A 21,801-nucleotide genomic window follows, 5' to 3' on the forward strand; every position below is an offset into this window, starting at 1 on the left:
TTTGCGGGGAGCATGAGGGAACGATGATTAGCTCAGCGAGCATGCTCGTCTCAATACGCTTCGCATCTGCTTGTTTGAAATCCTGCGTAGCTAGTCCAAGATCGCTGAATTCCTGCGCCATTTAGGCGCCAGCCTCGCAATATCGTTGCGCTCTTGCGATTAAAAAACCCCTCTAGGCAGGGAGTTTTCAAATGAAGGTCGGAGTCCCCAAGGAAATCAAGGCGCACGAATATCGCGTGGGCCTTACCCCTGGAGCCGTCCGCGAATATGTGGCAGCGGGCCACCGCGTGATGATCGAGGCCAATGCCGGCGCCGGCATTGGTGCAACCGATGACGATTATCGCGCCGCCGGCGCAACGATTCTCGATTCCGCAGGCGAGGTATTTGCATCGAGCGAGATGATCGTAAAGGTTAAGGAGCCTCAACCGTCCGAATGGAGCCAGCTGCGGGAGAGCCAGATCCTCTTCACTTACCTGCATCTGGCGCCGGACCCGGAGCAGGCCAAGGGGCTCCTGAAATCTGGGTGCACCGCGATCGCTTATGAGACCGTAACTGATGCCCATGGTGGTCTTCCACTGCTGGCGCCGATGAGCGAGGTCGCGGGTAGGCTTGCGATCGAAGCTGCGGGTAGTGCGCTGAAGCGCAGTGCAGGCGGACGAGGGCTGTTGATCGGTGGAGTGCCCGGTGTTCAGCCGGCTCGGATCGTGGTGATCGGAGGCGGCGTCGTCGGCACGCACGCCGCACGCATGGCGGTCGGTTTGGGCGCGGAGGTCACCATCATCGACCGTTCGATACCCCGGCTCCGCGAGTTGGACGAGCTATTCGAAGGGCGCGTTCGTACCAGATTTTCCACCATCGAATCCTTGGAGGAGGAGGTATTTGCGGCCGATGTGGTCATTGGTGCGGTGCTCGTTCCAGGAGCGAGCGCGCCGAAGCTGGTCCGCCGGAGCATGCTGAGCTCAATGCGCAAAAGGGCGGTCATCGTCGATGTCGCTATCGATCAAGGCGGCTGCTTTGAGACATCGCACCCAACCACTCACGCTGATCCAACTTACGAAGTGGATGGCATCATTCACTACTGCGTCGCGAATATGCCCGGCGCTGTGCCGCTAACCTCGAGCCAGGCACTGAACAACGCCACGCTGCCGTTTGGTTTGGCTCTGGCCAACAAGGGCTTTTCCGCCGTGCTCGATAATCCGCACCTGCGCGCGGGCCTCAATGTCCATCGGGGCCGGCTGACTTACAAGGCGGTTGCCGAGAGTCTCGGGCTCCCCTTCTCTCCGATCGAACAGGCTGCGGCCTGATTCCCAGAGGCCCACACGGGCGTTTCCTCCCTGACTTGGGCCACCCTTCGGGGTGGCTTTTTTTCGGCAATTTCGATCTGCCGAGCCCCGCTGGCGTCTCTTCGGAGTACGGACCGAAGCCGAGGGGGCATCAGACGATCGCGCTTGGCTTTCGGTCGTCCCCGTGATGCCAGCCGAAGTAGTTCCGTCCTCTACAGGGAAAGCAGATTTTCCGGTAATCCGCGGGGATTAACATTGCCTGCCGCGGCTCGCCCAGAAGGACCGCGATCATCGAAGCGACCTTTATCTGCGCGATCGGGCACGACGTTTTTTGGCTGTGCTGTGGAGAGGCGAGCCGGGCTGACGAACGTGGCCTGATCGGCCGACCGCCGCCGGATCGACCCTGCGCTCCAACTATGCGTCGCGATCAAGCTGCCGTGAGGCCGATTGTAGCATTTGCGACAATCGTTGAGGCGGCGACATGCCTTGGAAAATAGCCGAGACAAATCAAGCCCAAGCTCTTTGGCATAAGACTTGAAAGCAAGAAGCGGTCCGCACTTTGCTTATGGAATCGCAGTAATGGCCTACAAGATAATCGCGTCCCAGTGCACCGTCTGTGGCGCGTGTGAGTTCGAATGTCCCAACGCGGCGATCAGCCTGAAGAACGATATATATGTGATCAATCCAGCCAAGTGCACTCAATGTGAGGGTCATTTTGACGCGCCGCAATGCGCTGTCGTTTGCCCAGTGCCCGACACCTGCGTGCCGGCATAAGAGGTCGCCGATGAGGGGAACTCCGGCGCAAAGCAGGATGAAGACTCTAGCGACGGCTCTCTGGGTTGGGGACCTGATTCTCTCACCCGCTGATCCCGCGTTGGCCATGACTTGCACGATCAGCTTGGAGGGTCGCGCTGGGCAATCGTCGTCGGCTAGAGTTTTCCGTGTGGGAGCGGAGTAGACAATGGTAGCTGTACAAGAGACGGTCGAGCGCGTCCGGCGCATCGACGTCGACCAGTATCGATATGGGTTTGAGACGCTGATCGAGTCCGACAAGGCCCCGAAGGGGCTGTCGGAAGACACCGTCCGCTTCATCTCCGCAAAGAAGAATGAACCGGCCTGGATGCTGGAATGGCGCCTGGAGGCGTATCGCCGCTGGCTGACCATGACCGAGCCGACCTGGGCGCGCGTCGACTATCCGAAGATCGACTACCAGGACATCTACTACTACGCGGCGCCGAAGCCGAAGAAGACGCTGTCCTCGATCGACGAGATCGATCCGGAAATCCTCAAGACCTACGAGAAGCTCGGCATCCCCCTGCGCGAGGTCGCGATCCTCGAGGGCGTCGAGCCGCCGCCTGGTGGTGAGCAGACGCCGAACCGCAAGATCGCGGTCGACGCCGTGTTCGATTCGGTCTCGGTTGCGACCACCTTCCAGAAGGAGCTGAAGGCGGCCGGCGTGATCTTCATGCCGATCTCGGAGGCGATCCGCGAGCATCCCGAGCTGGTGCAGAAATATCTCGGCACCGTGGTGCCGACCTCGGACAATTACTTCGCGACATTGAATTCGGCTGTGTTCTCCGACGGCTCGTTCGTCTACGTGCCGCCGGGCGTGCGCTGCCCGATGGAGTTGTCGACCTATTTCCGCATCAACGAGCGCAACACCGGCCAGTTCGAGCGCACGCTGATCATCGCCGACAAGGGCTCCTACGTCTCCTATCTCGAGGGCTGCACCGCGCCGCAGCGCGACGAGAACCAGCTGCACGCCGCCGTGGTCGAGCTCGTCACGCTCGACGATGCCGAGATCAAGTATTCGACGGTGCAGAACTGGTACCCGGGCAATTCGGAAGGCAAGGGCGGCATCTACAATTTCGTCACCAAGCGTGGCGACTGCCGTGGTCGCAATTCGAAGATCTCCTGGACCCAGGTCGAGACCGGTTCGGCGATCACCTGGAAATATCCGAGCTGCATCCTGCGCGGCGACAATTCGAGCGGCGAGTTCTACTCGATCGCGATCTCGAACGGTTTCCAGCAGGTCGACAGCGGCACCAAGATGATCCACCTCGGCAAGAACACGTCGAGCCGGATCATCTCCAAGGGCATCGCCGCCGGGAAGTCGCAGAACACTTATCGCGGCCTGGTCAGCGCCCATCGCAAGGCAACCGGCGCGCGCAACTACACCGCCTGCGACTCGCTTCTGATCGGCGACGAATGCGGCGCGCACACCGTGCCCTATGTCGAGGCCAAGAATTCCTCGGCGACGTTCGAGCATGAAGCGACGACGTCGAAGATTTCCGAGGACGTGCTGTTCTACTGCGTGCAGAGAGGCTTGAGCGAGCAACAGGCCACTGGCCTCGTCGTCAACGGTTTCGCGAAAGACGTGCTGCAAAAGTTGCCGATGGAATTTGCGGTGGAGGCGCAGAAGTTGATCTCTATCTCGCTCGAGGGATCCGTCGGGTAACTAAACGTTTCCGCGAGCCCTTGCGATTGCGGCTTGCGTTCTGGATGACGCATTTCAGGGGCAGGTTAAATGGCGCTACTCGAAGTCCGAGATTTGCATGTTGGTATCGAGGGCTGCGAAATTCTTCGCGGCCTCGATCTTGCGGTCAATGCGGGTGAGGTGCATGCAATCATGGGGCCGAACGGCTCCGGAAAGTCCACACTCAGTCACGTTATCTCCGGCAAGCCCGGCTATCAAGTTAGCGCTGGCCAAATCCTATTCAACGGTGAGGACCTGCTCGCGATGGAGGCAAGCGAGCGCGCGACTAGGGGCGTATTTCTTGCCTTCCAATATCCGGTGGAAATTCCCGGGGCGACCACCATGAACTTCCTGCGCGCGGCGCTGAACGCCCAGCGCAAGGCGCGAGCACAAACGGAATTCTCCACCCCCGATTTTATAAAACGCGTTCGCGAGGTTGCTAATTCGCTCAATATACCGCAAGGCATGCTCAAGCGCGGCCTCAATGTCGGATTTTCCGGCGGCGAGAAGAAACGCAACGAGATTCTGCAGATGGCGCTGCTCGAACCGAGCCTGTGCATCCTGGACGAGATAGATTCCGGTCTCGACATTGACGCGCTGCGGATTGTCGCGGGTGGCATCAACGCTCTGCGTTCGTCGGAGCGCGCGATGATTGTAATCAGCCACTATCGGCGGCTTCTCGACTACATCGTGCCGGACGTTATCCACGTGATGTCGAAAGGGCAGATAAGAAAGAGCGGCGGAAAAGAACTCGCGCTGGAGCTTGAGGCTTGTGGCTACGCACAATTCGAAGACGCGGCGTGACCGCGCACGAGATTTCCCGATGAAGCAGGTTGTGACCAAAACCGCCGCCGGGCGCGCAACGGACAATGTCTTTGCCGCGGCGCATGGACGGTTGCCTGGCTCCGGGCTCGTCGCTCATATCCGTGCGAGGGCGTTCGAAGCCTACGAGCGTGCCGGCCTCCCGCAACGCATCGAGGCCTGGAAATACACCGATCTGCGCGCGCTGATGGGCGCGGTCCTGCCGCTCGCTCCGCGACCCGATGCGGCTGCGCTGGTGCGCGCAGCGGCGTCGGTTAAGCAAACAGCAGTCGATCGGGCGGTCAAACTCGTCTTGGTGGATGGTGTATTCGTACCGGAGCTTTCTGATGTGGACAGTCTGGAAGACGGGGTCGCTGTGCGGTCGCTCCGAGAGGTCCTGGAAGATACGACCGACAGTGCGATGGCCGGCCTGGTGCTGTCGACGACGACTGATGCGGTGATCTCGCTCAATGCGGCAATGGCGACCGATGGCTTCGTGATTACGATCGCTGACGGCGAAGCGGTGAAGCGTCCGATTCAGATCGTTCACGTCACGACCGGATCGTTGGTGTCCAACTTCACGCGTTCCTATCTGCAACTTGGCCAAGGCGCGCATGCGGCCTTAGTGGAGAGTTTCGTCTCGGCTGAAGGCGCGAGCGGCTATCAGACCAACGATGCGACAATTGCCCTGGTTGGTGACGAGGCGAACCTGTCGCATATCCGACTGGCGGCCGACGCCGCTGACGCCGTGCATATCTCATCAAGCATCATCGCGGTCGGCGCAAAAGCGAAGCTCGATTTCTTCAGCATGACTTGTAGCGGCTCCGTCAGTCGCTACCAGGGATTCGTCACGCTGACTGGCGAGGGATCCAAGCTCTCGGCGAACGCCGTCAATCTCATCAGGCACAAGCAGCATGTCGACACGACAATGGTCGTCGATCACGCCGTGCCACATTGCACCAGTCGGGAGAAGTTCCGTGCGGTGATCGACGAATGCGGCCGTTCGGTGCTCCAAGGCCGGATTGTCGTTCGTCCTGGCGCGCAGAAGACGGACGCCACGCTGACGACGCGGGCGCTGCTTCTGTCCGACGAGGCCCGGGCCGACAACAAGCCCGAACTCGAAATCTTGGCCGACGACGTGACTTGCGGCCACGGATCGACGTCAGGTGCGCTGGACGGTGCACTCGTATTTTATCTGCGTGCTCGCGGTCTATCCGAAAAGGACGCGCAGGCGTTGCTGATTGGAGCATTCCTGGGCGAGGCGATTGAGGAAATCGTCCCCGAGAGCCTGCGCGATTTTGTGACCGCGCAAACTGAACACTGGATGCAGGCGCGGAGATGAGCGTGCATCCCGCGATGAGCAATGGCAGGTACGAGGTCAACCGTCTGCGTGCGGACTTTCCTGCGCTGAGCATGACGGTTTATGGCAGGCCGCTGGTCTATCTCGACAATGCCGCCTCGGCTCAGAAGCCGAAGGCGGTACTTGACCGCATGATGCAGGTCTACTCAAGCGAATATGCCAACGTTCATCGCGGTTTGCACTACCTCGCTAACGCTGCGACCGAGGCGTATGAAGGCGCGCGTGCCAAGCTGGCGCAATTTGTGAACGCCCGTCTAAACGAAGAGATCATCTTCACCCGCAGCGCCACCGAGGCAATCAATCTGGTCGCCCAGACCTTCGGCCGTGAACGCGTCACCCCGGGGGATGAGATCGTTCTCTCGATGATGGAACATCATTCCAACATCGTGCCGTGGCATTTTCTCAGAGAGCGCCACGGCGCGGTGATCAAATGGGCACCAGTGGATGATGACGGCAACTTCCTGCTGGATGCCTTTGAGCAGCTCCTGACCCGGCGCACCAAGATGGTTGCGATCACACAAATGTCGAATGCTCTGGGGACCGTCTTACCGGTAAAGGAGGTGGTGAGGATCGCTCATGCTCGCGGTATCCCCGTGCTGATCGATGGTTCGCAAGGATGCGTCCATCTGAACGCCGACGTCTGCGACATCGATTGCGATTTCTACGTGATGACGGGCCACAAACTCTATGGTCCGACCGGCATCGGCGTGCTCTACGGCAAATCTGAGCATCTGGCGTTGATGCCACCCTTCAATGGCGGGGGCGAAATGATCCGTGAGGTCTCACGTACCGGCGTCATCTATGGTGATCCGCCGCACCGCTTCGAGGCGGGTACGCCACCGATCGTCGAGGCGGTCGGTCTGGGGGCGGCTGTGGACTACATCAATTCAATAGGCAAGAAGCAGATCCGCGAGCACGAAAGCGCACTGCTTGCTTACGCTCAGCAGCAGCTGGCGGACATCAACTCCGTGCGCTTGATCGGCACACCAGCCGAGAAGGGGCCGATCATCTCCTTTGATATGAAGGGTGCGCATGCGCATGATATTGCCACCGTCATCGACCGCGCAGGTGTGGCGGTGCGGGCAGGGGCCCATTGCGCGATGCCGCTGCTCAAGCGCTTCGGTGTTCTGGCGACATGCCGTGCGTCCTTCGGCCTCTACAACACACGTGAAGAGATTGATACGCTCGTCGGTGCGCTCATCAAGGCGCGGCAGCTGTTCTCGTGAGACGGCGAGTGGGCCACGTCTAAGTGGCTAGGGAGCTTGCATCGAACTCGGCGGGCGATGACGTCATGCACAAGACCATCATCGTCTTCGCTGAAGGTAAGCATCCGTCGTGCCCGGCAGCATAGATGGTATTGGCAAGCCGGAGCCGCGAGCCACCCACTCGTCCATGTTAGCGGCCGTCCCGCCGCGCGCGATCGCAAAATCTTGCAATCGGCGGCAACTGCGCGTCTTCGAGAACTGCGCGGCGCAACTTGGCGCATAGCCGGCACTTGTTCCATTTCGAACAGGGTCAACGAAGAAGTCTCCGCGCAAAGCGCGATGTCGCGTTCGCAACAACAACCAGCCTCATCGGACGGGCCGCGCTAACTGTGTCTATTTGTTCTGGTTTTTGCGCTCCCGACGGACTGGCATGCTCGTTGCAAAAGTCTTGGTCAGCAAGAAGCACTTCCAACCGCTAACCCTTGAAGGACATCAGCATGAGTCTCGCCACGACCCAGAGCATTGCAGAAATCAGGGCTCGTAACAAACAGCTGATCGACGAGGTGCTGAAGGTCTATCCAGAGAAGACCGCGAAGCGGCGTGCCAAGCATCTCAACGTTCACCAGTCCGGGAAGTCCGATTGCGGAGTCAAGTCCAACATAAAATCCATACCTGGTGTGATGACAATCAGAGGCTGCGCCTATGCAGGATCCAAGGGGGTGGTCTGGGGGCCGATCAAGGACATGGTCCATATCAGCCACGGCCCGGTTGGCTGCGGCCAGTATTCGTGGGGCTCGCGTCGTAACTATTACGTTGGCACAACGGGCATCGATAGTTTTGTAACCCTGCAATTCACCTCCGATTTCCAGGAGAAGGACATCGTATTCGGTGGCGACAAGAAGCTGGTCAAAGTCCTTGACGAAATCCAGGAGCTTTTCCCGCTCAACCACGGCATCACCATCCAATCGGAATGCCCGATCGGATTGATCGGGGACGACATCGAGGCCGTGTCAAGGTCGAAATCCAAGGAATATGGTGGCAAGACCATCGTGCCTGTCCGCTGTGAGGGCTTTCGCGGCGTGTCGCAGTCGCTTGGCCACCACATCGCCAACGACGCGGTGCGCGATTGGATTTTCGACAAGCTCGACCCCGACGGCAAACCAAAGTTCGAGCCGACGCCCTACGATGTTGCGATCATTGGTGACTACAATATCGGCGGCGACGCCTGGTCATCGCGAATTCTGCTGGAGGAAATGGGCCTGCGGGTGATTGCACAGTGGTCCGGCGACGGTTCACTCGCCGAGCTCGAAGCAACGCCGAAGGCGAAGCTCAACATTCTGCATTGCTACCGTTCGATGAACTACATCTCGCGTCATATGGAGGAGAAGTTCGGTATCCCCTGGTGCGAGTACAACTTCTTCGGACCTTCAAAGATCGCAGAATCGCTGCGCAAGATTGCCGGCTATTTCGACGACAAGATCAAGGAGGGTGCCGAGCGGGTGATCGAAAAGTACCAGCCGCTGGTGAACGCCGTGATCGCAAAATATCGCCCGCGCCTGCAGGGCAAGACGGTGATGCTGTACGTCGGCGGGCTTCGTCCGCGTCATGTGATTGGCGCCTACGAGGACCTCGGCATGGAAGTCGTGGGAACCGGATACGAGTTCGGTCATAACGACGACTATCAGCGCACCGCACAGCATTATGTAAAGGACAGCACGCTCATCTACGACGATGTCAACGGCTATGAGTTCGAGCGCTTCGTGGAAAAGCTCCAGCCTGATCTGGTCGGCTCGGGCATCAAGGAAAAGTACGTTTTCCAAAAGATGGGTGTGCCGTTCCGGCAGATGCATTCCTGGGACTATTCGGGCCCATATCACGGCTATGACGGCTTTGCGATCTTTGCGCGCGACATGGACATGGCTGTCAACTCGCCGATCTGGAAGAAGATGAAGGCACCTTGGAAGGAAGCCTCGAAAGCCAAGCTCTTGGCTGCAGAGTAACAAGCACTTGGTTTCACAATAGAGCAACCGATCCCGCTCTCTGCGGAGAGTTGGGCGATATCAATTTCGATAGTGAAGGATCCTAACATGGCGCAGAGTGCAGAACATGTGCTCGATCATCTCGAACTGTTCCGCGGTCCAGAATACCAACAAATGCTGGCCGACAAGAAGTTGTTCGAAAATCCCCGCGATCCTGCCGAGGTCGAACGTATCAAGGAATGGACGAAAACCCCCGAATATCGCGAAAAGAATTTCGCGCGGGAGGCGCTTGCGGTAAATCCGGCCAAAGCCTGCCAGCCGCTTGGCGCCGTTTTCGTCTCAGTCGGTTTTGAGGGCACGCTGCCCTTCGTCCATGGCTCGCAAGGCTGCGTGGCCTATTACCGCAGCCATCTGTCGCGGCACTTTAAGGAGCCGAGCTCCTGCGTGTCTTCGTCGATGACGGAAGACGCCGCTGTGTTCGGGGGGCTGAACAATATGATCGACGGCCTCGCCAACAGCTATAACATGTACAAACCCAAGATGATTGCGGTCTCGACGACCTGCATGGCTGAGGTAATCGGCGATGACCTCAACGCCTTCATCAAGACGTCGAAGGAAAAAGGCTCGGTTCCGGCAGAGTTCGACGTGCCGTTCGCACATACGCCGGCGTTCGTCGGCAGCCACGTCACGGGCTACGACAACGCACTCAAGGGCATTCTCGAGCATTTTTGGGACGGCAAGGCCGGAACGGCGCCGAAGCTGGAGCGCAAGCCAAATGAGGCAATCAACATCATCGGCGGCTTTGATGGCAATACCGTTGGAAATCTTCGCGAGATCAAGCGAATCTTGGCATTGATGGGCATCGAACATACGATTCTCGCCGATAACTCTGAAGTCTTCGATACCCCGACCGACGGCGAGTTCCGGATGTATGACGGCGGCACCACGCTGGAAGACGCGGCGAACGCGATTCACGCCAAGGCGACAATCTCCATGCAGCAATGGTGTACGGAAAAAACGCTGCCGTTCGTGTCCGAGCATGGCCAGGACGTCGTGTCTTTCAATTACCCGGTCGGTGTGTCCGCAACAGATGATTTTCTCGTGGCGTTATCACGCATCAGCGGCAAGGAGATTCCGGAGGAGCTCGCGCGAGAGCGTGGCCGCTTGGTTGATGCCATCGCGGACTCCAGCGCGCATATCCATGGCAAGAAGTTCGCGATCTATGGCGATCCTGATCTCTGCTATGGGTTGGCTGCCTTTCTGCTCGAACTCGGCGCCGAACCGACCCATGTGCTGTCCACCAATGGCAACAAGGCGTGGCAGGAAAAAATGCAGGCGCTGTTTGCAAGCTCGCCATTTGGTCAGGCCTGCCAAGCCTATCCGGGGCGGGACCTCTGGCACATGCGCTCGCTCTTGTTCACGGAGCCGGTTGACTTTCTGATTGGCAATACACACGGCAAGTACCTGGAACGGGACACGGGAACGCCACTAATCCGCATCGGGTTTCCAATTTTTGATCGGCATCACCATCACCGCTCCCCCGTGTGGGGCTATCAGGGCGGCCTGAATGTACTGGTGAAGATCCTCGACAAGATCTTCGACGAAATCGACAAGAAGACCAATGTTCTTGGCAAGACTGACTATAGCTTCGACATCATTCGTTGATGGCGGAGAGTGCGCGTGCCATCGCCGGAACACTCGCCGATGGCGCGCGTGCAAGATGGTCGGCAGAGAGTTGCTTTCGCAGAGAGGAAAAAGCTGATGAGTTCGCTAGCGGCCACGGTCCAGGATATCTTCAGCGAGCCGGGCTGCGCCAAGAATGGCAATAAGTCGGAGGCTGAGCGCAAGAAGGGTTGCACCAAGCAACTGCAGCCGGGCGGCGCTGCGGGCGGGTGTGCCTTCGACGGCGCCAAGATTGCGCTGCAGCCCTTTACCGACGTCGCTCACCTCGTGCATGGTCCGATCGCATGCGAAGGCAATTCTTGGGACAATCGCGGCGCGGCGTCCTCCGGCTCTAGTCTGTGGCGCACGGCATTCACAACCGATATGAGCGAAACCGATATCGTATTTGGGGGCGAGAAGCGGCTCTGCAAAGCGATCAAAGAGATCATCGACAAGCGCGACCCGCCCGCAATCTTCGTCTATCAGACCTGCATCCCGGCCATGATCGGCGACGATATCAACGCGGTCTGCAAGGCGGCGTCTCAAAGGTTCGGCAAGCCGGTGATTCCGATCAATTCCCCGGGGTTCGTTGGTTCCAAGAACCTCGGTAACAAGCTCGCCGGCGAGGCCTTGCTCGACTATGTAATCGGAACGCAGGAGCCGGACTACGCCACGCCGTACGATGTAAACCTGATCGGAGAATTTAATCTCTCGGGAGAGCTCTGGCAGGTAAAGCCGTTGTTCGAAGAGCTTGGCATCCGGATTCTGTCTTGCATCTCGGGCGATGGCAAATATCGCGAAGTCGCTTCATCCCATCGCGCACGGGCAGCGATGCTGGTGTGCTCGAAGGCCATGGTCAACGTCGCACGCAAGATGGAGGAACGCTACGGGATCCCGTTCTTCGAAGGGTCATTCTACGGTATTCAGGATTCGAGCTATTCGCTGCGCCAGATTGCCCGCTTATTGGTTGAACGTGGCGCGCCGCAAGAGCTGCTCGGGCGCACCGAAGCGGTGATCGCACGCGAGGAGGCGAGAGCGTGGGCTGCGATCGAGCCGTACAAGCCACGATTCAAAGGCAAGAAGGCTTTATTGATTACCGGCGGCGTCAAGTCATGGTCGGTCGTTGCGGCGCTACAGGAAGCCGGCCTTGAAATGGTCGGAACCAGTGTGAAGAAGTCGACGAGGGAGGACAAGGAACGCATCAAGCTGCTCATGGGGCAAGATGCCCACATGATCGAGGATATGACGCCGCGCGAAATGTACAGAATGCTGAAGAACGCCAAGGCGGACATCATGCTCTCGGGCGGCAAATCGCAGTTCGTTGCATTGAAGGCGGCGATGCCTTGGCTCGATGTCAACCAGGAGCGTTGCCACGCCTATATGGGTTATGTCGGAATGGTCAAGCTGGTGGAGGAGATCGCTAAGTCGCTCTCTAACCCGATGTGGGACCAGCTACGTCGACCGGCGCCATGGGAGGCTTTGGCCAACGCGATGTTGCAGATGCAATCGCCGGTGGCGGCGATCGCGCGCGATCCGGCGCTCGCCGAAGCGGCGCGGCGAGCGAGAAAGATCTGCTCCTGTAACACGGTCGATCTCGGCACGATCGAAGATGCGATCTACGCGCATGGCCTGAGGAGCGTCGAGGCAGTCAGAAATCACACCAATGCCGTCGGTGGCTGCTGCAAGCGACGCATCGAGGACGTCCTGGCGTCCGCGCCGCCCGCCGGGCTGCAGGCCGCCGAATAGGAAGGTGTCATGGCCATCGCGACGTTGCCGACAAAAGCATGCGCGGTTAACCCGTTGAAGATGAGCCAGCCGATCGGCGGCGCATTTGCGTTCATGGGGCTAAGCGGGGCGATGCCGCTTTTGCACGGCTCACAAGGTTGCACCTCCTTCGGGCTCACCCTCTTTGTGCGGCATTTCAAGGAGGCTGTACCGCTGCAGACCACTGCGATGAGCGAGGTCGCGACCGTGCTCGGCGGCTATGAGAATCTCGAGCAGGCGATACTCAATATCTACAATCGTACCAAGCCAAAGATCATCGGAATCTGCTCGACCGGTGTCACCGAGACCAATGGAGACGATGTCGATGCCTACCTCAAGCTGATCCGGGACAAGCATCCGCAGCTTGCGAAATTACCGCTGGTTTATGTCTCGACGCCTGATTTCAAGGGGGCGTTCCAGGACGGCTGGGAGAAGGCCGTGGCGAGCATTGTGGAGTTGCTGGTGGAAGGGCCAAACGTCAATGGCCTGCGCGATCCATCGAGGGTGAATGTTCTTCCAGGATGCCACCTCACGCCGGGTGATCTTGATGAACTTCGTGCCATCCTGGAGGATTTTGGGTTGCGGCCGTCCTTCCTGCCTGATCTGGCGGGGTCGCTCGACGGGCATATCCCTGATGACTTTACCCCAACGACCATCGGCGGCATCGGCGTGGACGAAATCGCGAGCATGGGCCGCGCAGGGTGGACTATCGCGATAGGCGGGCAGATGCGGCGAGCAGCAGAGGTCATGCAGGCCAGGACCGGCGTGCCATTTCGCCTGTTCGAACGGTTATGCGGTCTCGGTCCGAACGACGAATTCGTGACTTTTCTGAGCGAGATCAGCGGCCGCCCCGTGCCATCGAAATATCGGCGCCAGCGCGGCCAGCTCACTGACGCAATGCTGGACGCGCACTTCCATATTGGTGGTCGCAAACTTGCAATCGCGGCCGAGCCAGACCTGCTGTTCGACCTGTCCAGTATGCTGCACGAGATGGGCGCGCAGGTGAGCGCGGCGGTGACGACCACGCAGTCGGCGGTGATCGAGCGGATCAAGACCAAGGAGGTGCTGATCGGCGATCTTGAGGATCTGGAAGAGCTAGCCAGAACAAAGCATTGCGACCTGCTGATCACGCATTCGCATGGCAGGCAAGCGGCGGCTCGGCTGAAAATCCCGTTCTATCGAGCCGGTTTTCCGATGTTCGATCGGCTTGGTGCAGGGCACCAGCTATCCGTCGGTTATCGTGGTACGCGCGCTCTGATCTTTGATATCGCCAATCTTGTGATCGCGGACCGCGAGGAGAATCATCAGCCGACGCCCGATAGATGGAGGCCTTTGGCGGCACTGCCGCTAACGTCGGGCCACCGCAGCGCAGCTGAGAGGTCGACTGCATGAAGGTCGCATTCGCCACGCAAGACCTAAGACGCGTCGATGCCCATTTTGGGTGGGCAAAGAATATCGCTATCTACGATGTCGCGCCAAACGGGCACGTGTTTCTCAAAGCGGTTGAGTTCGAAGGAGATCTCAAGGAAGACGGCAACGACGACAAGCTGGCGCCGAAGATCGAGGCGATCAAAGATTGCGCGATCCTGTACGTTGCCGCCATCGGCGGTGCCGGTGCTGCGCGGGTCGTGGCCAACAACATCCATCCTATCAAGGTGAACAAGCCAGAAAACATCCTAGCGCTGCTCGAAAAGCTCGAGCGCGTATTGAACGGCACGCCGCCGCCGTGGCTACGCAAGGCCTTGGCGAAGGACCAACGGCGCACATTCGAGTTCGACGAATGAGGTGAGATGACCGAGGCCACAGAAATGGCGCAGCAGGGCGACGCCCTCGATTCCCCGTTCCTCAAGGAACTGGTCAAGATATGGCGCGCTCAGGATACCTACGAAGCCTGGGAGGCCAAGAGCGATTTCGAGCTGCTTGAACCCTATATCTTGGACAAGGAGAAGCGACGGGCACTGCCGATTGTCGGCGATCCTGATCCCGACACGCTGTGGCGGCTGGAGCTGTTCTTCAATGCAGTCGCACTCTCGATCGAGAGGGCTACCGGCGTGATGATCCAGCCGATGCTGAAGATGCATCATGAAGGTTTTGGCCGCATGGTGCTGATCGGGGGGCGGCTGATCGCCGTGAACAGGCAGCTGCGCGATATGCATCGCTTCGGCTTCGATAACCTCGCAAAGCTCGCGCAGGAGGGTGACAAATATGTCAGGGGCGGAATCGACTTGATTCGGAAATTTCCGGACGTGGCAAACTATTGAGGGCATTCATGAGCGATCGTGAACTACTGAAGGCGGAGCTAAAGAAACTTTCGGCCAAAGCGCTCCAGGCCAAAATGGATCTGCACGACCTCTCGGAAGAACTTCCCATCAACTGGACATCGATCATGGTGGTGGCGCAGAAGGCGCATGATGCCTATGCCGAACTCGAACGCAAGAGCCATGATTTGAAGGCGCTGGAAGTTAACTAGAGGAGGCCGATTCATGTCATTTGCAACGCGTGATGGCCGCGACTGGACGCCGGACTACTTGATCTCGATAGATGCCAACAAGTGCATCGGCTGTGGCCGGTGTTTCAAGGTGTGCGGTCGAGATGTCATGACGTTGAGGGGGATCAACGAAAGTGGCGAACTTGTCGACCTCGACAATGACGATGACGATGACGACGAAATTGAAAAGAAGATCATGGTTTTGAATGATCAGGGCGCCTGCATCGGCTGCGGAGCCTGCGCCAGAGTTTGCCCGGCCAGTTGTCAGACCCACGGATCAGCCGCAACCGAAGCTGCGTAAGCCGAAGGCCGGGTCTGTCCCTACGGCAGGCGTGCGGCATGTAGCGGGCGAGAGCCATTGCTGGTCGCGTGCAACACGGGCGTGAAGATCAGGCCGGCCTGCGCTGATAGTCTCGATGGTCTAGACGACCTGCCGCGGCCCGACGATGCCGCTGCACCGAACGGCGGGGACAGCGCAACAGCGCGTCACGAAATGGTCGATATCGGCAGCACACGACTAAAACGCACAGAACTGGAAAACGAGAGCGTAAGGGCGGGCCGGTCCTCGATAGACGTGTGCATTTGTTCAAGTATCTGATCAAACCCCCAGCCTGCAAGTGCTCTAATGAAAGGCGATCGCGCGTGTGGCGATGAGTGGCCAGTCCTTGAGGGATGGACCATCGTCATATGACGTAATGTGCACTCACCGAATGCAATTCGATGAGTTGCGCGTGCGGCGAATGCGCGCGGAGCGCCTGGTCGTAGCGTGCGAGGCGGACAGAGGCTTTGCGCTATCTGGGTCAGCTTGCGGTAAGCTAGGCTGTGTATTCTAGTCGGCAGAGCTTGCGCGGCACGAGCTCAACAGCGTGGAAATTTGCCGATAGGAGAGCGATCTGATGTATGGCAGAATCGTTGGCTCATCGAGCCCGTCCACAGGCGCCAGCCAAGCTGATGAAGCGGGAGAGGCGGGGGACAGCTCGCATTTTACGGAAATGGTTGCAGGCGTCGGTTCAAGTGGGGCGTCGCCGGCGCGATACTCTCTGGAATCCAATCCGCCCATTTCCGAGATCGATCGCTCTTCCTTCAATGACGGACTGTGGAGATTTCTGGGTTCTGATATCCAGAGCATCGCAAGTAGCCGGGAAGAGTACTCGGATTTCGTATCCAAGAAAGCTGAGCGCGCAGCAACGGTCGCTGGAAGCTATCTCCACACCTACGATGATCTGTCCAGGCCAGCGAAATTTTTCAGCTATAAATTGGGTGACGAAACGGTCGGCCTCTTAAGAGTGGGAGGTCCGGTTCGGATCAAAGGAGACGCCTTCCGGAACCAGTTTGGCCGCAACGATCTGACGTCTGTGGTAGACCTTCGGGTGACACATCCCCTGGTCGAGAATGCGGGCGATATTCTGCTGGAACATCAACTGAGAATTGATGCGCGCAACGGCGCTGAGCCGCTGATCTTGTCAAAACCAGCCTTAGGCGGGATGGAACCCCGCCTGGCGGAAATGGGTTTTGTTCACGTGGGGCGAAACCACTGGGTGCTTGATCCTCACCAGCATCCGGAAGTGTGGACCAAGAATGAGAACGATGAGTGGCAGCGAGTAGGCAAGCCTACAAAGTACCTCGCCAAGGCAGGGGATGGTGATAGCGCGACCCAAGCGCCTCGCCAGTTTGACTCTTCTGACGAAGATGATTCGACAGAATACTACTACTTGGAGCGCGCCCTTGCGGGGCTGCACACAGAGTAGAGCAGCTGTAAGTCGCGGGAGCCGGCAGGAAATGGCTGGCGTTTCGTGGATTGCGCGCGCCAGCGAAGGCTATGGCCTGATGAGGCGCACGCTCCCGGTGTGCGCCCAAGGATGATTTTGGCGGTGACCGCGGTTACCGCCAACAGCGGGCACGCCGACTTTAAGGCGTGCCTCGCTGCCAGCTATTAGATCGACTGCAGCAACGACGCGTGCGGCGTTGTTAGCTGGCGGTCAATGCGGCGTCTGCGGAGCATTCAGCAGTCCCTGCATTTTCGACGGTCTTGGTTGAAATGCATCATTCTCATCAGTCAAGCTGCGCGGGCCCGCAAACGCGAGCACATCTATGCACATGCGAAGATCGAGAATACAAAGAGACGGTGTGCTTCGTCACATGCCGTAGACAGCCGCACCATTCCGCAGTGCGATGCGACTCGCCTGACTGTGGACGAAAGCGGAACCTTCGAAAGGCTAGAAGATCAATGCTTGCGCGGGATTCGTCTCATCATGCACCAACGCGAGTGAGTTGTTGTACAGGCGAGCTTGTACGTCTCGAGTGCTACAATGCGGAGCCAATCTGGCGCGCTCCTACGGTTGTCGCATTGTTGATACAGGTGATATGAAGCGTGTCGTCGTAATCGACGAGCAATGAACGCAGTCAGACGCCATTTACGCGATTTGCGGTCTTAGCGACATTCCAAGCCGCCGGGCCATGGGATTCCGTCTTATGATCGTCGATCACGACGGCAATCAGCGGCCGTGGTCTATCGTTGTGGTGCGCTGGGGCAAGACGGTGCTCGGTTATCTCAATAGATGCCCGCACAACGGCGTTAATTTGGACTGGGAGCGGAACGAGTTCCTCGATCCATACGGCGTCCGGCTGATGTGCGGTAAACACGGATCGACCTTCGAACTTGGCACTGGCCGGTGCGTCGAAGGTCCGTGCAAGGGCAGAGCGCTCACGCCGATCGCCTTGACAGTTCTGGATGGTGATATCTGTGTCGTCGGCGTGCGTCTTGTCGAAGACGATACGCCTTTTGATGAATGAAGCCAGCGCTCAGACCGGCCGATTTTCGTTTCGATTCTTCACGGGTTCCATCCTCTTCAGCCCATCTTCGTACGAGATCTCATCACAGGACAGATCCAGATTCTTTGCCGCATCGAGCAGGTAATCCAGCTTGCCACCTGAATCGAGCTTCTTGATGTCGTCCTTGTTGATTCCGACCAGGTCCATCATCTCCTTCCAAACTGTGGACTCGTCGCACGGAAGGACGTGGAAAGTGGCATCGCCAAGCCTGACTCGGTATTTCGCCAGCAGATCTATGTTGTTGCAGAACATGAAGTAGCTGCCGTCGGGGCTTAACGCGCCGTCCAGCACGCCTGCAACGTCGGCAAGATAGGCGAAGGAATGCAGATAGCCGGCTAGCACCGGAATGGTTCGCTCTCCATCATGGGCGATGGTCAAAACTTGTTCGATCGAATAGTCCGGCGGCCGCTTCTCGTCCGCGACCTGGGTTTGGAATTTCAGTGCGACGTCACCGCGAAAGCCGAACCGCCCAGGCTTAATGGTCCCGCCTTTGAATACGGCATTGAGCAGGCGACCCTCCTTCTCAAGTCTGCCGAGTGCGGTGTTCTCGATTGCAGTCATTAGAACGTTCCTCGATCTAAGCGTTTCACCAACGCTTCGGCGTCGGTGCGAGATGCAATGCAAATTGCTTGCCGCCCATGTGCAGCGGTCTGCGGCATAGCCGGGAAGGAAAAGGCGTGAAATGGGCACCGACAGCCTGAAGCAGCCTTGTCCGAAATTCGACACGAGTACCAAAGTCAACAGGCGTGGCCCGAAAAGGCAAGCATCATCAAATGTCTGCACGCTGGCACATGACTTGCCAAGAGCACGCAGTCCTAAGCAGATGAAGGATAAGCCATGATCAACCTGACGGATAGCGCGGTGAATGCGGTCAAGAGTGCGATTTCATCATCGACACAGCCAGCTGGCGGCCTGCGCATTATGGTCGAGGCAGGCGGCTGCAACGGGTTCAAATACACGATGGGTCTGGTTGAGGAACCGAAGCCCGACGACAAAGTGATTGAGTGCGGTGACCTGAAGGTGTTTGTCGACGACAAGAGCCATCAACATCTGGTCGGAACAACCATCGACTTCGTGATGGCGCTGGAGAGCTCAGGCTTCACCTTTCACAACCCGAACGCCACCTCGAGCTGCTCCTGCGGAAAATCGTTCAGCTGATATGAAAGAGACATCAAGCATGCTGGCCGAATCAGAGCAACTCAGGCAATTGCAGGCCGCCGTGAACGGCCGAAAACCGCGCATTCGCGCCGTACTCGAGGAGATCCGACCCATTCTGCAACGGGGTGACGGCAGTCGAGTGATCCGGATCGGTGGCAGCAGGAACGTGGTCAGCGTTGGTGGCAGCGCGTTTTGCGAGCTTTTGAGCGGATCGTTGGAAGGCATGCAGGCGCGGCTTGTCGAGAGACTCGGCGAATTCGTCCGTTTCATCCCGGTTGCTGCAGCAGCCAAGGCGTGAGATTGAGTGGGGGATCAGGTGCCGATTTATCTCGATAACAACGCGACGACGCGGACTGATCCGTCCGTCGTGCAAGCCATGTTGCCTTACTTCACCGAGCGATTCGGCAATGCCTCATCCAGCCACGCCTTTGGCGGCGAGGCCGCAACCGCGCTGAAGCAGGCGCGCCGTAGCTTGCAGGATCTGTTGGGGAATGCCGACGATCATGAGATCATTTTTACCTCAGGTGGGACCGAGGCAAATAATGCTGCCATCCTCTCGGCGCTTGCGAGCCAGGAAGGCCGTGACGAGATCGTTACCACCTCGGTTGAGCACTCCGCCATCCTTTCGCTGGTCGAGCAATTGGCGCCGAAAGGCGTCAAGACACATATCATACCGGTAGATTCCCGCGGCCGGCTCGACATCGAGGCGTTTCGCTGCGCGCTCGGGCCCCGCACGGCGATCGTCTCGACCATGTGGGCCAATAACGAGACCGGTACGATTTTTCCCGTGGAGTTTCTGGCCGGGTTGACCCGTGAGGCAGGCGCGCTGTTTCACACCGATGCGGTCCAGGCCGTCGGTAAGGAACGCGTCGACCTGAAGGACAGTGCGATCGACATGCTGTCGCTTTCGGCGCACAAGCTGCATGGCCCAAAAGGGATTGGCGCGCTCTATCTGCGCAAAGGGACAAAATTCCGGCCGCTGATCTGGGGTGGATCGCAGGAACGTCGGCGCCGCGGCGGTACTGAGAATATCCCCGGCATCGTTGGTCTTGGAAAAGCTGCGGAGCTGGCGGTGGAGCGGCTCGAGCCGGAGCGTGTTCGCATTGGTGCGTTGCGCGACCGCCTGGAGCAGGGGATTTTGCGCAGCGGCGAGTGCGCGGTGCTCGGCGATGCTAGCAATCGGCTAACCAACACGGCCAATATCGCGTTCGATGATCTTGAAAGCGAAGCAATCGTCCATCATCTCAATCGTGCGGGCATTGCAGTGTCGCTGGGAGCAGCCTGCAAGTCCGGCTCAATGGAGCCATCGCATGTTCTGCGCGCCATGCGGGTGCCGGAGCGGAGTATGCGCGGCGCGGTGCGCTTTTCTCTGTCGCGTGAAACCTCTGTTGCGGAGGTCGATGAGGTCGTGTGCGTACTATCCGACATCGTGGCTCGCCTGCGCGCCAATTTGCGGGGATCGGCCAGTCTGCCCAGCTATGCGCGGCAGTCGAGGGAGTTGAGCTCGTGAAGATCATGATTCGCCGCGCTCCGGACTCGGGCCTGTCGATCTACGTGCCGAAAAAGGATCTCGAAGAGTCGATCGTGGAATCCGAGCACGAGACGCTATGGGGCGGCTGGATCAAAATAGCCAATGGCTGGGTGCTCGATTTACCGCAGATGGCTAGCGATACGCGCTTGCCGGTGACGATCAACGCCAAGAAACGAGGTGAAAACGGTGACGATCCGTGAATGCGCCCGTGCAAATCGATTTTGTCAACGCAACCGATGCTAAGGCCATTCTCGCGGACGTTGCTGCCGGGCTGAGGGCCGCGAGCATTGTTCCCTATATCGGTCCTGGCCTTGCCGAACTGTCCAGACCCGATGTGCCGACGACGCCTGAGGCGTTATCTGCTTTCTTCGCCAGCAAGGTCGCGTTGCCGCGACGGGCCAAGAGCAATGCATGGGCCGCGGCGCAGCACATCGAAATCAACAAACATCGCTCCACCGTGACGGCATTGATGGCGCAGGCCTTTGCTCGGCCGGTCGAGCCGACCGCCTTGCACGATCATCTTGCGTCTCTGTCGCTGCCCGTCATAGTCGATACATGGTATGATGGCGCGATGCGCGGGGCGTTGGATAAGCGCGATGGATGGGGCGAAGTGCAGGGTATCACCCGCGCCAGCATTGGCGAGAATCGCTGGTATCGCTTTTATGACTCGATTGGCCAAGAGGTCGACGGTGTCGTGGCGGATGGCTGGGCGACGGTGCTGTACAAGCCGCATGGCGGTGTGCAGCCGGCAAAGAACTTCCTGATCTCCGACGCGGACTATGTCGAGGTGCTGACCGAAGTCGACATCCAGACACCGATTCCGGACATCATCAAGGAAAGGCGGATCGGACAGAGCTTTCTCTTCATCGGCTGTCGGTTCAACGACCAGCTGTTGCGTAGCTATGCCCGGCAAATCATCAAGCGTACAGCCAAAACCCACTATGCGATCGTTGATCTGGATGCGCTCTCACGCAATGAGCTCCGCTTTCTGCGCGAGCAGGGCCTGACGCCGCTTGCGATTGGATTGCCTCGCGCAGTCGAGATACTGCTCACCCATTAGCGCGTTGCGAAGCCGGACCGCCAGCTCGCATCGGCCTATTGTCAGATGCCGTATCGCATCAAGGTCAACGGGGAAGGAGCCGGGATCGCGCATGCTTGGCGTTTGAATGAATGCACCCGCCGTGGAGCTCGGCGGCAGGAATACGACGTGCTTGTTGGCTTTCAAACACGCGCATGGTTGCTGTTCTTGCATTCGGTTGCGT

Annotated in this window: 22 protein-coding genes; 21 read left to right on the plus strand and 1 reads right to left on the minus strand. The window is 58.7% G+C overall.

The genetic code is table 11. The features are described 5' to 3' along the window. Window positions 1-191 precede the first annotated feature (191 nt). The 16 genes from ald (at window position 192) to IF803_RS27335 (ending at window position 17,811) form a co-directional block, all read left to right on the plus strand. Window positions 192-1,304, plus strand: coding sequence for an alanine dehydrogenase (gene ald, locus IF803_RS27260; protein ID WP_016846854.1), 1,113 nt, complete (start codon window positions 192-194; stop codon window positions 1,302-1,304). Between the two features lie 558 nt (window positions 1,305-1,862). Further along, a complete protein-coding gene (locus IF803_RS27265; RefSeq protein ID WP_075968854.1) occupies window positions 1,863-2,057 on the plus strand; it encodes a 4Fe-4S binding protein in 195 nt (64 codons plus the stop codon). Window positions 2,058-2,244: 187 nt separating this feature from the next. Next, entirely contained in the window at window positions 2,245-3,741 is a 1,497-nt protein-coding gene (sufB, locus tag IF803_RS27270) for a Fe-S cluster assembly protein SufB (RefSeq protein WP_194483392.1), read from the plus strand. 69 nt (window positions 3,742-3,810) lie between these two features. Beyond that, window positions 3,811-4,563: a Fe-S cluster assembly ATPase SufC gene (gene sufC, locus IF803_RS27275; RefSeq protein WP_028343124.1), complete on the plus strand. Its 753-nt coding sequence runs from the start codon at window positions 3,811-3,813 to the stop codon at window positions 4,561-4,563. Window positions 4,564-4,582: 19 nt separating this feature from the next. Then, window positions 4,583-5,902, plus strand: coding sequence for a Fe-S cluster assembly protein SufD (gene sufD / locus IF803_RS27280; protein WP_016848149.1), 1,320 nt, complete (start codon window positions 4,583-4,585; stop codon window positions 5,900-5,902). Next, a complete protein-coding gene (locus IF803_RS27285; protein ID WP_016848150.1) occupies window positions 5,899-7,146 on the plus strand; it encodes a cysteine desulfurase in 1,248 nt (415 codons plus the stop codon). Before sufD ends, IF803_RS27285 begins: the two co-directional genes overlap by 4 nt. Before the next feature lie 476 nt (window positions 7,147-7,622). Further along, window positions 7,623-9,125: a nitrogenase molybdenum-iron protein alpha chain gene (gene nifD / locus IF803_RS27290; RefSeq protein ID WP_026192298.1), complete on the plus strand. Its 1,503-nt coding sequence runs from the start codon at window positions 7,623-7,625 to the stop codon at window positions 9,123-9,125. Between the two features lie 87 nt (window positions 9,126-9,212). Further along, window positions 9,213-10,769, plus strand: coding sequence for a nitrogenase molybdenum-iron protein subunit beta (nifK, locus tag IF803_RS27295; RefSeq protein WP_018269909.1), 1,557 nt, complete (start codon window positions 9,213-9,215; stop codon window positions 10,767-10,769). A 96-nt stretch (window positions 10,770-10,865) separates the two neighbouring features. Continuing rightward, window positions 10,866-12,512 carry a nitrogenase iron-molybdenum cofactor biosynthesis protein NifE gene (nifE, locus tag IF803_RS27300; protein ID WP_016848155.1) on the plus strand — a complete coding sequence of 549 codons (1,647 nt, stop codon included), beginning with the start codon at window positions 10,866-10,868 and terminating at the stop codon, window positions 12,510-12,512. Between the two features lie 9 nt (window positions 12,513-12,521). Continuing rightward, on the plus strand, window positions 12,522-13,922 hold the full coding sequence (gene nifN, locus IF803_RS27305) for a nitrogenase iron-molybdenum cofactor biosynthesis protein NifN (protein ID WP_026192299.1): 1,401 nt from the start codon (window positions 12,522-12,524) through the stop codon (window positions 13,920-13,922). Next, window positions 13,919-14,314 (plus strand): nitrogen fixation protein NifX, encoded by a 396-nt coding sequence (gene nifX, locus IF803_RS27310; RefSeq protein WP_016848157.1) that lies wholly within the window; start codon window positions 13,919-13,921, stop codon window positions 14,312-14,314. The genes nifN and nifX overlap by 4 nt, the downstream gene beginning before the upstream one ends. A 6-nt stretch (window positions 14,315-14,320) precedes the next feature. Beyond that, window positions 14,321-14,791, plus strand: coding sequence for a NifX-associated nitrogen fixation protein (locus IF803_RS27315; RefSeq protein WP_016848158.1), 471 nt, complete (start codon window positions 14,321-14,323; stop codon window positions 14,789-14,791). An 8-nt stretch (window positions 14,792-14,799) separates the two neighbouring features. Further along, window positions 14,800-15,000, plus strand: a complete 201-nt coding sequence (locus IF803_RS27320; RefSeq protein WP_016848159.1) for a CCE_0567 family metalloprotein — start codon at window positions 14,800-14,802, stop codon at window positions 14,998-15,000. Window positions 15,001-15,013: 13 nt separating this feature from the next. After that, entirely contained in the window at window positions 15,014-15,319 is a 306-nt protein-coding gene (gene fdxB, locus IF803_RS27325) for a ferredoxin III, nif-specific (protein ID WP_016848160.1), read from the plus strand. A gap of 595 nt (window positions 15,320-15,914) precedes the next feature. Then, window positions 15,915-16,766: a hypothetical protein gene (locus IF803_RS27330; protein WP_016848161.1), complete on the plus strand. Its 852-nt coding sequence runs from the start codon at window positions 15,915-15,917 to the stop codon at window positions 16,764-16,766. Between the two features lie 664 nt (window positions 16,767-17,430). After that, window positions 17,431-17,811, plus strand: a complete 381-nt coding sequence (locus IF803_RS27335; RefSeq protein WP_028343126.1) for a Rieske (2Fe-2S) protein — start codon at window positions 17,431-17,433, stop codon at window positions 17,809-17,811. Between the two features lie 9 nt (window positions 17,812-17,820). On the opposite strand, the gene IF803_RS27340 is transcribed toward IF803_RS27335, so the two are convergent. Continuing rightward, window positions 17,821-18,411 carry a hypothetical protein gene (locus IF803_RS27340; protein ID WP_016848163.1) on the minus strand — a complete coding sequence of 197 codons (591 nt, stop codon included), beginning with the start codon at window positions 18,409-18,411 and terminating at the stop codon, window positions 17,821-17,823. 276 nt (window positions 18,412-18,687) lie between these two features. Between IF803_RS27340 and IF803_RS27345 the strand changes: the two genes are divergently transcribed. The 5 genes from IF803_RS27345 to IF803_RS27365 are packed head-to-tail and all read left to right on the plus strand — an operon-like array spanning window position 18,688 to window position 21,599. Then, window positions 18,688-19,008, plus strand: coding sequence for a HesB/IscA family protein (locus IF803_RS27345; RefSeq protein WP_028343127.1), 321 nt, complete (start codon window positions 18,688-18,690; stop codon window positions 19,006-19,008). Between the two features lie 19 nt (window positions 19,009-19,027). Further along, window positions 19,028-19,306: a hypothetical protein gene (locus IF803_RS27350; RefSeq protein ID WP_016848165.1), complete on the plus strand. Its 279-nt coding sequence runs from the start codon at window positions 19,028-19,030 to the stop codon at window positions 19,304-19,306. Window positions 19,307-19,324: 18 nt separating this feature from the next. After that, entirely contained in the window at window positions 19,325-20,518 is a 1,194-nt protein-coding gene (gene nifS / locus IF803_RS27355) for a cysteine desulfurase NifS (RefSeq protein WP_016848166.1), read from the plus strand. Further along, entirely contained in the window at window positions 20,515-20,739 is a 225-nt protein-coding gene (gene nifT / locus IF803_RS27360) for a putative nitrogen fixation protein NifT (protein ID WP_016848167.1), read from the plus strand. The genes nifS and nifT overlap by 4 nt, the downstream gene beginning before the upstream one ends. Continuing rightward, window positions 20,736-21,599 carry an SIR2 family NAD-dependent protein deacylase gene (locus IF803_RS27365; protein ID WP_016848168.1) on the plus strand — a complete coding sequence of 288 codons (864 nt, stop codon included), beginning with the start codon at window positions 20,736-20,738 and terminating at the stop codon, window positions 21,597-21,599. The genes nifT and IF803_RS27365 overlap by 4 nt, the downstream gene beginning before the upstream one ends. Window positions 21,600-21,801 lie beyond the last annotated feature (202 nt).

The sequence above is a fragment of the Bradyrhizobium sp. UFLA06-06 genome (assembly GCF_054820065.1).

Coding starts and splice junctions, on each gene's coding strand:
- nifN (WP_026192299.1), top strand. CDS start 12,522: ATGGCCATCGCGACGTTGCCGACAAAAGCATGCGCGGTTAACCCGTTG.
- fdxB (WP_016848160.1), top strand. CDS start 15,014: ATGTCATTTGCAACGCGTGATGGCCGCGACTGGACGCCGGACTACTTG.
- sufB (WP_194483392.1), top strand. CDS start 2,245: ATGGTAGCTGTACAAGAGACGGTCGAGCGCGTCCGGCGCATCGACGTC.
- sufC (WP_028343124.1), top strand. CDS start 3,811: ATGGCGCTACTCGAAGTCCGAGATTTGCATGTTGGTATCGAGGGCTGC.
- IF803_RS27340 (WP_016848163.1), bottom strand. CDS start 18,411: ATGACTGCAATCGAGAACACCGCACTCGGCAGACTTGAGAAGGAGGGT.
- IF803_RS27315 (WP_016848158.1), top strand. CDS start 14,321: ATGACCGAGGCCACAGAAATGGCGCAGCAGGGCGACGCCCTCGATTCC.
- IF803_RS27345 (WP_028343127.1), top strand. CDS start 18,688: ATGATCAACCTGACGGATAGCGCGGTGAATGCGGTCAAGAGTGCGATT.
- nifX (WP_016848157.1), top strand. CDS start 13,919: ATGAAGGTCGCATTCGCCACGCAAGACCTAAGACGCGTCGATGCCCAT.
- IF803_RS27330 (WP_016848161.1), top strand. CDS start 15,915: ATGTATGGCAGAATCGTTGGCTCATCGAGCCCGTCCACAGGCGCCAGC.
- ald (WP_016846854.1), top strand. CDS start 192: ATGAAGGTCGGAGTCCCCAAGGAAATCAAGGCGCACGAATATCGCGTG.
- nifD (WP_026192298.1), top strand. CDS start 7,623: ATGAGTCTCGCCACGACCCAGAGCATTGCAGAAATCAGGGCTCGTAAC.
- IF803_RS27265 (WP_075968854.1), top strand. CDS start 1,863: ATGGCCTACAAGATAATCGCGTCCCAGTGCACCGTCTGTGGCGCGTGT.
- IF803_RS27350 (WP_016848165.1), top strand. CDS start 19,028: ATGCTGGCCGAATCAGAGCAACTCAGGCAATTGCAGGCCGCCGTGAAC.
- nifE (WP_016848155.1), top strand. CDS start 10,866: ATGAGTTCGCTAGCGGCCACGGTCCAGGATATCTTCAGCGAGCCGGGC.
- IF803_RS27285 (WP_016848150.1), top strand. CDS start 5,899: ATGAGCGTGCATCCCGCGATGAGCAATGGCAGGTACGAGGTCAACCGT.
- nifK (WP_018269909.1), top strand. CDS start 9,213: ATGGCGCAGAGTGCAGAACATGTGCTCGATCATCTCGAACTGTTCCGC.
- IF803_RS27320 (WP_016848159.1), top strand. CDS start 14,800: ATGAGCGATCGTGAACTACTGAAGGCGGAGCTAAAGAAACTTTCGGCC.
- sufD (WP_016848149.1), top strand. CDS start 4,583: ATGAAGCAGGTTGTGACCAAAACCGCCGCCGGGCGCGCAACGGACAAT.